10 protein-coding genes and 1 rRNA gene are annotated in these 11386 nt (G+C 69.3%); 2 read left to right on the forward strand and 9 right to left on the reverse strand.

Features of this window, described 5'->3' with window-relative positions:
• Positions 1-71 (forward strand): 5S ribosomal RNA (gene rrf, locus ACWD3I_RS02940); the annotation flags it as partial.
• Between the two features lie 42 nt (positions 72-113).
• Here the strand turns inward: rrf and ACWD3I_RS02945 are convergent.
• Both ACWD3I_RS02945 and ACWD3I_RS02950 read right to left on the reverse strand, forming a co-directional pair.
• Positions 114-773: a response regulator transcription factor gene (locus tag ACWD3I_RS02945; protein ID WP_365406815.1), complete on the reverse strand. Its 660-nt coding sequence runs from the start codon at positions 771-773 to the stop codon at positions 114-116.
• Entirely contained in the window at positions 770-2011 is a 1242-nt protein-coding gene (locus ACWD3I_RS02950; protein WP_365406813.1) for a sensor histidine kinase, read from the reverse strand. The genes ACWD3I_RS02945 and ACWD3I_RS02950 overlap by 4 nt, the downstream gene beginning before the upstream one ends.
• Positions 2012-2106: 95 nt before the next feature.
• On the opposite strand from ACWD3I_RS02950, the gene ACWD3I_RS02955 reads away from it, so the two are divergent.
• A complete protein-coding gene (locus tag ACWD3I_RS02955) occupies positions 2107-2670 on the forward strand; it encodes a GNAT family N-acetyltransferase (RefSeq protein ID WP_365406810.1) in 564 nt (187 codons plus the stop codon).
• A gap of 16 nt (positions 2671-2686) precedes the next feature.
• Here the strand turns inward: ACWD3I_RS02955 and ACWD3I_RS02960 are convergent, their stop codons facing one another.
• From ACWD3I_RS02960 to ACWD3I_RS02990, 7 genes are all read right to left on the reverse strand, one after another.
• On the reverse strand, positions 2687-4123 hold the full coding sequence (locus tag ACWD3I_RS02960) for a TraM recognition domain-containing protein (RefSeq protein WP_365406817.1): 1437 nt from the start codon (positions 4121-4123) through the stop codon (positions 2687-2689).
• A 17-nt stretch (positions 4124-4140) separates the two neighbouring features.
• Complete coding sequence (locus ACWD3I_RS02965; RefSeq protein ID WP_365406807.1) at positions 4141-5553, reverse strand: ATP-binding protein; 1413 nt, start codon at positions 5551-5553, stop codon at positions 4141-4143.
• A gap of 13 nt (positions 5554-5566) precedes the next feature.
• Positions 5567-7126: an SCO6880 family protein gene (locus tag ACWD3I_RS02970; protein ID WP_266890477.1), complete on the reverse strand. Its 1560-nt coding sequence runs from the start codon at positions 7124-7126 to the stop codon at positions 5567-5569.
• Positions 7123-8454, reverse strand: a complete 1332-nt coding sequence (locus tag ACWD3I_RS02975; RefSeq protein WP_365406804.1) for a hypothetical protein — start codon at positions 8452-8454, stop codon at positions 7123-7125. The genes ACWD3I_RS02970 and ACWD3I_RS02975 overlap by 4 nt, the downstream gene beginning before the upstream one ends.
• The gene (locus ACWD3I_RS02980) at positions 8444-9244 is read right to left on the reverse strand and encodes a hypothetical protein (RefSeq protein ID WP_365406801.1); all 801 of its coding nucleotides are present in this window, start codon (positions 9242-9244) and stop codon (positions 8444-8446) included. Before ACWD3I_RS02980 ends, ACWD3I_RS02975 begins: the two co-directional genes overlap by 11 nt.
• A gap of 186 nt (positions 9245-9430) precedes the next feature.
• The gene (locus ACWD3I_RS02985; RefSeq protein WP_046262904.1) at positions 9431-9739 is read right to left on the reverse strand and encodes a hypothetical protein; all 309 of its coding nucleotides are present in this window, start codon (positions 9737-9739) and stop codon (positions 9431-9433) included.
• A 352-nt stretch (positions 9740-10091) separates the two neighbouring features.
• Complete coding sequence (locus ACWD3I_RS02990; RefSeq protein WP_365406797.1) at positions 10092-11384, reverse strand: S53 family peptidase; 1293 nt, start codon at positions 11382-11384, stop codon at positions 10092-10094.
• Positions 11385-11386 lie beyond the last annotated feature (2 nt).

Genomic DNA, 11386 nt, shown 5'->3' on the forward strand with positions numbered 1-11386 from the left:
CGGAAGCTAAGCCTTACAGCGCCGATGGTACTGCAGGGGGGACCCTGTGGGAGAGTAGGACACCGCCGAACAAATTTTAGAAAAGGCCCACGCCACCAGGCGTGGGCCTTTTTCTATTTCACCAGCTTTGTTTCGTACGCCAGTATCACCGCCTGGATCCGGTCTCTGGAGCCCGTCTTCGCCAGAATGCGGCCCACATGGGTTTTTACCGTCGATTCGGCCAGGTGCAGGCGGGCGGATATCTCCGTGTTGGTCCAGCCCTTGCCGATGACCGTCAGGATCTCGCGTTCCCGGTCGGTGAGGGCCGTGAGACGTGAGTCCGCCGGTTCGGTGGTCGGGGTTTCCGCCGGGAGGTGGTGGGCGTAGGCGTCCAAAAGTCGGCGGGTCAGGCTCGGGGCGACCACTGCGTCGCCCGTGGCCACCGCGCGTATGCCTGACAACAGGTCCTCCGGCTGGGCGTCCTTCACCAGGAAGCCGGAGGCGCCGGCTCGTAGGCCCGCGTAGGCGTACTCGTCCAGGTCGAAGGTCGTGAGGATCAGGACGCGGGTGTGGGCGCCGGCCGCGATGATGCGACGGGTGGCCTCGATGCCGTCGAGGCCGGGCATGCGGACGTCCATCAGGACGACGTCGGGGTGGAGCTCGGCTGTCATACGGATCGCCTCGGTGCCGTTCGGGGCTTCGCCGAGGACCGTCATGTCGTCCTGGCTCTCCAGCAGCATGCGGAAGCCGAAGCGCTGGAGGGGCTGGTCGTCGGCGATGAGGACGGTCGTCACTGCGGGGTTTCCTCCGGTAGATGAAGGCGGACACGCCAGCCCCCCTCAGGGAGTGGGCCGGCCTCAAGTGTGCCGCTGTACAGGGCTGTTCGCTCGCGCATTCCGGGCAGGCCTCGGCCGCCGGTGCCGGCTGTGTCGCCGCCGCGGCCGGTGTCGGTCACCGTGACCGTGACGGCGCCGTCGTCGTCGTACGACATCTCGATCTGTGAAGTGGCGCCGGGGCCGGCGTGTTTGAGGGTGTTGGTGAGGGCTTCCTGGACGACGCGATAGACGGTGAGCTGGCGGCCGGGGGTGATGGCGGGGGTGCCGTGGATCGTCGTACTGACCGGGAGGCCGGCCTTGCGGACGCCGTCGATGAGTTGATCCAGGTCGGTGAGGGCGGGTTGGGGGGTCAGATCGGCGGCTGGGCGGTCCTCTTCGCGCAGGACGTCCAGGAGGCGGCGGAGTTCTGTCAGCGCCTGGCGGCTTGTGGTGGCTATCGCGTCCAGCGCTTGTGCCGCTCGGTCGGGGGACTTCACGGCGGCGTAGCGGCCGCCGTCGGCGAGGCCGGTGATGACGGAGAGGTTGTGGCCGATGATGTCGTGCATCTCGCGGGCTATACGGGCGCGTTCGGTGGCGGCTGCGAGCTGGGCCTGCTGGTCGCGTTCGGTCTCCAGGCGGCGGGCGCGGTCCTCGAGGGCCTCGGTGTAGTCGCGGCGGGTGCGAACCGTGATGCCGATGGCGGCGCAGAGGGCGATCGAGAGGAGGAGCGGGACCACCTGCTCGTCCCAACTCCTCTTCGAGTGGCGAGCGGCCGTCACGAACTCCGGTGTGATGACGAGGATCGTGGTCCACCACAGGGAGCGCAGGGGGCGGCGCAGGGCGATGTGGTAGACGATGACCAGCTGGAGCAGGGCGGCCTGGAGGACCGCGCCGCTCCAGGCGTTGGCGACGGCCATGGGGGCCATCGCGCACAGGACGGCTCGGGGGTGGGTGCGGCGCCAGAGCAGGGGGAGCGAGAGGCCCAGAGTCATGGTGAGGAGCAGCGAGGCGGGGACGTCCTTGTTGCGGGCCACGTTCTCCCAGCCGCCGCCGACGTAGTCGATCAGGGCCGCCGTCACCCAGAAGCCGGTGAAGGTCAGGTCCCAGGGGAGGGGATGGCGGCGGTCGAAGGCACGCACCGCGTGGGCGATGCGCTGTACCCACTGGGTGAGGGGTTCGGCCGCTCTTGTCTCTCGCTCCTCCGGCATGGGGTCCATGGTGCGATGGTCCAGGGTGGGGCGGGTACCCGGCGTCCGACCTGGGGGCTTATATGAGGTGAGGGGTCTGGTACCTGGGTACTACCGTGATCGGTATGAGTGACTCGATCCCAGATTCTTACGTCGTCCGGTCCATACGCGCCGACGAGTGGCCCGCCGTGAAGGAGTTGCGGCTCGTCGCGTTGCAGGATCCTGCGGCGCCGGTTGCCTTTCTGGAGACGTACGAGAAGGCCCTGACCCATCCGGACTCCTACTGGCAGGAGCGGGCTGCCGGGTCGTCGAAGGTGGATGGCGGGGCGTTGCAGTTCGTCGCCGAGGCCGCGGACGGGACGTGGGTCGGGTCCGTGGTCGTGCTGATCGAGGAGGCCGGGACGGATGACTGGGCCGGGTTTCCCATCGAGCGCAACCAAGGGCATGTGGTCGGGGTGTTCGTGCGGTCCGAGTGGCGTGGTGGCGGGGTGACCAAGGGGCTCTTCGAGGCCGCCGTCGAGTGGGCTTGGGGGCGTGGGGTCGAGGCCGTGCGGCTCATCGTGCATGAGGACAATCCGCGGGCCCAGGGGTTCTATCGCAAGGCCGGGTTCGTGCCGACCGGGAAGACCGTGCCGTTGCCCGGCCAGGAGGGCGAGATCGAGCTGGAGTTCGTCCTGGAGAAGGCCTGAGGGCCTGGGCGGCTGGTCACACCGGTAGTTCGTCGTGCGGCCAGCGGGCCCTCGCCTGTTCCCGGGAGCGGAGCAGGGCCAGGGTCGGCAGGCCCCGGTCCGCCCCGGTGGCCAGCAGCTCCGGGAGCTGGGGAAGCGGAGCCACGGCGGCGACGTCGTCCAGAACGAGCGTCAGTGGTGGGTCGAGGCGACCGGAGGATGACCGTTCGGCCATGCGCCGGCCACGCTCGACCACGCTGGAGACGAGCGCCGTCAGAAGTGGCATGGCGCCCGGATTGGTCCTGGGGTCCTCGATCGATTCCCCCACCACATAAAGCGTGCCCCCTTCGTCCACGAAGGAATCCAAGGCAAGGGCATCAGTTCGGTTTGGAGTGCACGCCTCGCGGATGTTGACCGTGAAGAGGGCGGAGAGCGCGCGGCCGGTCAACTCCTGGGCGATGTCCCGGCGTTCGGGATACGCGGTGAGGGCGGCCTCGAGCTCGCCCGCTGCTCCGGGGGCGGCCTTGGGGCTGGTGCGGAGGATGCGGACCGCGTCCTGGATCTGGGTGCCCTGGGACCAGCGGTGGACGTGCCGGATGGTGCGGCCGTCGATGGCGGCGGCATGCAGACAGCTTCGCAGGAGCGTTTCCGCTACGTCGGCCACGGCCTGGTCGATCTTCGCGGTGGGGCGGACCGGGGCGAGGAGGGCGTGGGCCCTCGCGGTCGCCGTCTGCTTGTCCTCGCAGCCCGTCGTGGGGGACCAGTGGAGGCGGGCCGGGGTGTCGCAGAGGTGGGCGGGGTCGTAGAGGTGGACCGGACCCAGCTTGGTGCGGGCGTCCTTGGTGTCGGACCAGACGGCGGGGTTCGAGGTGACGACGAGGATGGCGCCCTCGGCGTCGCGGACCGCCTGGGTGGCGGAGGCCTGGCGGGTCTCCCGCGGGGCCACGAGAACCTTCTCCACCCGTGGGGGCACCGCCACCGCCGCGGGAGGCTCCGGCTCCGCCCGCGGTGTCGGGACCTCGTGGTGCGTGACCGCCTCGACGACGGGCTCCGGAGCCGGCGGCGGCTGTTCCACGACCGCGACCGGAACCTCCGTCCGCCGTGCCCGCCGTACCGCCTTCCAACGAGCCACCGTCCCCAGGACGAACACGGTGAGCACGACCAGGATCATCAGCTGCCCGATGACCAGCCCCCAGAACAGCCCGTACCCGGAGAGCTGCCCGGCCGGGGTCTGCGGCCAGGCACCCGGCATGTCGTGGGGCTGGCCGATGAGATGGCGCATCGCCAGGGGCGTACGGGCGAAGGTGACGCCCTGGGGCCAGTTGCCGTGGGCGAACAGTCCCGCCAGGCCGGTGGCCGACCAGACCATCAGGGTCATGCCGAGGAGGAAGGCGAGTATGCCGACCAACAGCCCGTCGGGGATACCTCCCTGACCTCCCTGGCCCTCCTGCCCGCGGCGGTCGTCAGGTCTCACCATGGCACGCCTCCTGCCTACGCCACCGTCGACTCGGAGTCGCCCATGTGCTGTTCCATGAAGGCCGCCGCCCGCTCCTCCGCCTCCAGCTCGGCCGCGCGCAGGGCGTCGTCCGTGAGGTGGTCCTCGGAGGACTCGGTCATCGCGCGGTCGGTGAAGACCAGTGGGCGTTCCGTCTCGGTGATCAGGTGTTTGACCACCTGGACGTTGCCGTTGACGTCCCACACCGCGATGCCCGGTGTCAGCGAGGGGATGATCTCGACCGCCCAGCGTGGCAGACCCAGCACCCGGCCCGTCATTCTGGCCTCGTCCGCCTTCTGGGCGTAGATCGTCCTCGTGGACGCCATCTTCAGGATCGCCGCCGCCTCCTTCGCCGCCGCTCCGTCCACCACGTCGGACAGGTGGTGGACGACCGCCACGAAGGACAGACCGAGCCGTCGGCCGAACTTCAGCAGCCGCTGGAACAGCTGGGCCACGAAGGGGCTGTTGATGATGTGCCAGGCCTCCTCGACCAGGAAGATGCGCTTCTTCCGGTCGGGGCGGATCCAGGTGTGCTCCAGCCACACGCCGACGATCGCCATGAGGATGGGCATGGCGATGGAGTTGCGGTCGATGTGCGACAGGTCGAAGACGATGAGCGGGGCGTCCAGGTCGATGCCGACCGTCGTGGGGCCGTCGAACATGCCCCGCAGGTCACCGTCGACCAGACGGTCCAGGACCAGCGCGACGTCCAGACCCCATGCCCGTACGTCCTCTATGTCGACGTTCATCGCCTCGGCCGACTCCGGCTCGGGGTGCCGTAGCTGCTCCACGATGTCCGTGAGGATCGGCTGGCGTTCGACGATCGTCTCGTTGACGTAGGCGTGCGCGACCTTCAGGGCGAAGCCGGAGCGCTCGTCGAGGCCGTGGCCCAGCGCGACCTCGATGATGGTCCGGAGCAGCGCGAGCTGACCGGTCGTCGTGATCGCGGGGTCGAGCGGGTTGAGCCGGATACCCATGTCCAGGGCGGCCATCGGGTCCAGGCGGATAGGAGTTATCCCCAACTCCTGCGCGATGAGGTTCCATTCGCCGACGCCGTCCTCGCCCTGCGCGTCGAGAACGACGACCTGCCGGTCGCGAAAGCGCAGTTGGCGCAGGACGTACGTCTTCTCCAGCGCCGACTTGCCGTTGCCGGACTCGCCGAGGACCAGCCAGTGAGGTGCCGGGAGCTGCTGGCCGTACAGCTGGAAGGGGTCGTAGATGTAGCCCTTACCGGAGTACACCTCGCGGCCGATGATCACGCCGGAGTCGCCCAGCCCCGGTGCGGCCGTGGGCAGGTAGACCGCCTGGGCCTGGCCGGTGGAGGTGCGGACGGGCAGGCGGGTCGTCTCGACCTTGCCGAAGAGGAAGGACGTGAAGGCGTCGGTGAGGACGGACAGCGGGTCCCGCATCTGAGCTCAGCCCCTACCTTCGGATGCCGGTGGCGAACGGGAGCGTGTTCACGAACGCGCGGTGGTGTTCGCGGTCGCACCATTCGAGCTTCAGGTACGACTTTCCGGCCGAGGCCCGGATGGTCCGCTTGTCGCGGGCCAGGGCGTCGGGATTGCGGGAGGAGACGGTGATGTAACCGACCAGGTTGACGCCGGCCGCACCGCTCGCGAGGTCCTCGCCGCGCTGGTCGAGACGGTTGTGGGAGGCGACGTCGCGCGGGTCGACGGTGCGGTTCATCTTGGCCTGGCGGGAGGCTTCCGCCTCGTCGTTCGTCTTCTCGGTCAGCATGCGCTCGATGGCGACCTCGGTGGGTTCGAGGTCCATGGTGACGGCGACCGTGCGGATGACGTCCGGGGTGTGGACGAGGAGGGGGGCGAGGAAGTTGACCCCGACGGGGGTCATCGGCCATTCCTTCACCCAGGCCGTCGCATGGCACCAGGGCGCGCGGGTGCTGGACTCCCGGGTCTTCGCCTGGAGGTACGTCGGCTCCATGGCGTCCAGCTCGGCCGGCCAGGAGTTGCGCTTGCTCATCGCCTGGATGTGGTCGATGGGGTGGTCCGGGTCGTACATGGAGTGGATGAGCGAGGCGAGACGGCCCTGGCCCAGCGGCTGCCGTACGCGGATGTCGGCCTCCTGCAGCCGCGAGCAGATGTCCGTCAGCTCACGTGCCATCACGACCGCGAGGCCCGCGTCGCGGTCCAGCTTGCGGCCGGACTGGGGGCGTGCCGCGCGGGCCATGGTGTGGGCCTCGGCGGCGAGTTCGCGGGTGAAGTGCATGCAGGCGACGAGGTAGGCGCGGTGCTGCTCGCTGCTCGTCGACACCATGGACTGGAGTTGGTCGTACGACTGCTGCAGCCATCCCGGTGCCCTCTCGTCCCCGCGGACGGAGACGTCCTTGGCGTGGGCGTCGGGGTCGGCGGGGAGGGTGCGGGCGAGCATCTGGAGGCGGGTGACGAAGCCGTCTCCGTTGGCGACGTGCTTGAGCAGGGTGCCGAAGCGGTCGACGAGGGCTTCCTGGTCCTCGGAGTCGCGCAGGCCGACGCCGGGGCCCTCGATCTCGATGGCGGCGGTGACGGTGCGGCGGTCCGCGTGCAGGAGTACGGCGATCTCGTCGGGGCCGAAGGGCGCGGCGAGCCAGGTGATACGGCCGATGCCGGGCGGCGGGCCGATCTCGACCTCCAGGCCGTCGGTCCTGATGCCGGCCTCCATGACGCCGGAGCGGTAGACGGTTCCCCGCTTCAGGGACCGCTTGTAACTGCGGTTGATCTCGAACCACTTGTAGAACGTGCGGTGCTTGTACGGCACGTAGACCGCCATCAGGGCGATCAGCGGGAAGCCCATCAGCAGCACGATGCGCAAGGCCAGGACGGGGACGAGGAGCCCGCACATCATGCCGAGGAACGCGCCGCCGATGATCAGCGCGATCTCGCCGGTCTCACGGTTGCGGCCGACGATCGCGTTCGGCCGGGCGCGGCCGATGAGATAGGTACGGCGGGGTGTGACCGCGTGGGACACGTGGGACTCGGTCGTCAACGCCCGTCACCTCCTGTGGGCTTGTTGCGGTTGTTGCTGGCGTGCGGGGTGTTGACCGTGTTGCTCGAACGGGGCTGGGGTGCGGCGGAGGGGACAGATCCGCCGCCGCCACCGTTCGGGGTGCGGGCGCTGTGGGCGGCCACGCCGCCGGAGGCGGGGTTGGAGGGGCGGGCGCCGCTCGAACCGTTGCCGCCGCCGTTGTTGTCGGCCCGGGTGCTGTGGGTCTTGATGCCCTGGGCGACGAGGGTCGCGGGGGAGCTGATGACCGCGGCCGCCTTTCCTTCCGCGCCCTGCATGATGCGGTTGTTGCGGGAGCCCGCGATCTCGTCGCCGAAGCCGGGGACGAAGCGGTAGATCATCGCGCTGGCGAAGATGGCGAGCAGGATGATGGCCAGGCCGGAGACCACGGCGGAGAAGGCGTCGGGGCCGTCGTCGGCGGACAGTGCGCCGGCGAGCCCCAGGACGATCACGATGACCGGCTTGACCAGGATGACCGCGATCATGATGCCCGCCCAGCGGCGGACGTGGCCCCACAGGTTCTTGTCGACCAGGCCCGCGTAGACGACGGTGCCGAGGAGGGCGCCGACGTAGAGGAGCGCGGCCCTGATGACCAGCTCCAGCCAGAGGACGCCGGCGGCGAGGATGGAGACGAGGGACACCACGATCAGCATGATCGGGCCGCCGCCGATGTCCTCGCCCTTCTCCAGGGCGCCGGAGAAGGTGCCGAAGAACGTGTCCGTCTGATCGCCGGTGGTCTTCGCGAGGACCTCGGTGATGCCGTCGGTGGCCGAGACGACCGTGTAGAGGATCAGGGGGGTGAACGCCGACGCCAGCACGGTCAGCCAGAGGAACCCGATCGCTTCGGAGATGGCCGTGGTGAGGGGTGCGCCACGGACGGCTCGCTTGGCTACGGCCAGCAGCCACAGCAGCAGCGTCAGAATCGTCGACGCCGCGAAGACGACCGCGTACTGCTGGAGGAACTTGGGGTTCGTGAAGTCGACGTTCGCGGTGTCCTTCACGGCCTCGCTGAGCTTGTCGACGGTCCATGCGGCGGCGTCGGCACAGCCCTTGGCGAGGGAGGAGAGGGGGTCGAGGGTGGAGGTGGGGTCGGTGGTGGTTCCGCCGGAGGCGCCGCCGGTTTCGCCGCGTTCGCAGTAGTCCTTGGCGGGGCCGACGATGAGGTCGCAGTTGTTGTTCGACGCGCTCGGCGAAGGCGTGGGGGAGGGCGTGGGTGCGGCTGTGGCGCGGGTGGCCAGCAGCACGGCGGCTGTTTGTACGGCGGTGAGGGCTGCGGCGACCTTGAATACGCGGCGCGGACTACCGGGCATAAGAGAACCCTCCGTACTCCTCGACGGCCTTCGCCATGTCGTCGGCGCTGGACGCCTTGTTGTCCCCGGGGACCGGGGCGGGGCCGTCCTTCTGGGAGAAGCTGTCGACCTTCCAGTCGCCGTCGGCCCAGCGCAGTTGGAGGGTCATGGTGAACCAGTCGCTGGTGACGGGATTGGTCGAGGCGTCGCCAGCAGTGCCGTACAGGCCGGTGCACCACACCTCGGCGGTCGCTGAGGTGTCCGTGTAGTTCGAGACCTTGGTGCCGATCGGCACGGTCCGTGAGACGTAGGTCTGGCCCTTGGTCGCGTTGCCGTTCTCGTCCAGGCCGATGCTGCTCAGGAACTCTTTGGAGTAGGCCTTGTCGAACTTGGCCGAGAGCTCGGCCTGCTTGTTGGTGACGAAGACCTGCCGCACGATCTCGGCTCGCTGGGGCGGCTTGAGGATGTCGGCCGAGACCAGCGTCACCGCGTAATTCGCCGCCGCACTCTGAGCCCCCTGCGCATCGTGCGCGAACCCCGCAGCCACCGGCTTCGTCCCGCTCGCCGCCGTGGTTGCCACCTCGGGCTTGTCGCTGGCGTCGGTTTTCGATGCGGAATCGTCTTCTCCGCGGTTCGCGAAGGCGATCGCGGCGATGAGGAGGACGACCACGCCGACCACCGTGACCAGGCTGCGGGACGACGAGCGGGCGCGGGGACGCGCGCCGCCGTACACGTCGTCCGGCATGCGGGTGCGGGTCTGGCCGGAGCCGCCGTAGCCGCCGGAGGTGTCGTGTTCGTCACCGGGACTCATGCCGCGTACGCCCCCTCGACGTCGTGCGGAAACACGTAGGAGTACGACGGTAGCCGTGCTGGTTCCCGCGCGGGCGCGGTGTGGTGACTCGGCATCAGGGAAACGCAACCTCAGTCGGTGGGCACGACGGGCGGGTGGGGTGGAGGGGTGGGGGCCGGGCGTGCCCGGGGACTGGAGGAACGCCTGCTAGACCGCCATGCCGTACACGATGGTGAACAGCGTGCCCAGTGAGCCGATGATGAAGACCCCGGTGAGGCCGGCGATGATCAGGCCCTTGCCCTGTTCCGCGCTGAAGGTGTCACGGAGGGCCGTCGCGCCGATGCGTTGCTTCGCGGCGCCCCAGATGGCGATGCCGAGGCAGAGCATGATGGCGACCGCCATGACGACCTGGATCATCGTCTTCGCTTCAGTGCCCAGCGCCCCGAAGGGGCCCCAGTCCGGAGCGATCCCGCCGATGATGGTGTTGATGTCTCCCTTGTCGGCCGCAAAGAGCATGTAAGTCACCGCCCCTGGTGGGTAGTTCCGCTTCCCCCTGCAGGTGCGCAGAGGTCAGGCATCATTCTCGCCGACAATTCTGCTGCCGGATGTCGACTTGGCGTCATTGATTGGCAGGTTTCGTACGAATGCACTGCCCGGTCACTCTGTGTATCACGGCAGGTCACGCCGGGCAATGAGGCCGGAGCGGAACCTTCGTGTGGTTCCGTCGTTGACCTCTTCTTGGGATCTGGCGTGCTGGTGGCACCCGAGTTGCACCCATGTTCTGCGGGTGAAGGCTATCTCCGTACGGGACCGGCATGACGAACGGGCCGCGGCTGGTGCCGCGGCCCGTCTGCCTGGTGACTGAGCGTCAGCCTGTGAAGGCGTCCACGCCCGCCGGGGTGCCCAGGCCGGTCGGGCCGTCGTAGCCCGACCTGGCGGTGCAGAAGTAGCTCGTGGTGCAGCTGCCGTTGTTGCCGGAGGTCACGTCGTTGAGGGCGGAGGTGTTCTCGTACGGGTACTGCGCCGGGTAGTCGCTGCTGCCCGGGGTGCCGGCGAGGGCGTAGACGCCGGCGATGATCGGGGCGGAGGCGCTGGTGCCGCCGAAGGTGTACCAGCCGGCCGTGACGCCGTAGGAGTCGTAGACCGAGACGCCGGTCGCGGGGTCGGCCACCGCGGAGACGTCCGAAATCATGCGCTTGGTGCAGCTGGTGTCGGTCTGCCAGCTGGGCTTGGCGTCGTACGCGGAGCAGCCGGAGCCCGTCCCCTCGGTGCTGCTGGTCTCCCAGACCGTCTCCGTCCAGCCGCGGGTGTTCGAAGCCGTGGAGAGCGCGGTGCCGCCGACCGATGTCACGTACTTGGAGGCGGCCGGGTACTCGGCGCCGTAGCCCGCGTCGCCCGCGCTGACGGTGATGGCGACGCCCGGGTGGTTGAAGTAGGAGGAGTCGTAGGAGGTGTCGGACGAGGACTCCGAGCCGCCGTAGCTGTTGCTGACGTACTTCGCGCCCAGCTTGACGGCCTCGTTCACGGCCGTGCCCAGGTTGGCCATGGTCGCCGACTTGGCCTCGACGAGGAGGACGTTGCAGTTCGGGCAGATCGCGCTGGCCATGTCGAGGTCGAGGGAGATCTCCTCGGCCCAGCCGGAGTCGCCGGCGGGCAGGGAGGTCGTGGAGCCGGTCTGGCTGACCTTCTTGAAGCAGCCGTTGGCGGTGGTGCAGGCGGAGAGGCCGTAGTGCGAGCGGTAGGTCGCGAGGTCGGACTCGGCGTTGGGGTCGTTGTACGCGTCGACGATGGCGATGGTCTCGCCGGAGCCGTTCGAGGAGGCGGCGGCGGTCAGGCCGTAGGCGTCCTGGAGGTCGCTGGGGCCGTAGCCGGAGGGGGTGGAGGCGTCGGCGGCCTTGGGGGTGATGCCGTTCGCCTTCTCGAAGGCGGTGGTGCCGCCGGTCACGCGCAGGGAGTTGCAGGCGAGTTCGCCGGATTTCCTGGGGGTGGCGCAGGGGGTCGCGGCCCAGGTGACCTTGGAGGCCTTGGACGGGGTGGCGGCTTCCGCGTGGACCGCGGTGCCGAGTCCGGCGGCGAGGAGCGCGGCGGTCGCTGCGGCCGCCGAGCCGATCCGGCGCCATCTGCCGCGTACGGAGGGTCTGTTGGGGGGTGTCGTGCGCATCG

It is taken from the genome of Streptomyces sp. NPDC002817 (genome assembly GCF_053592055.1).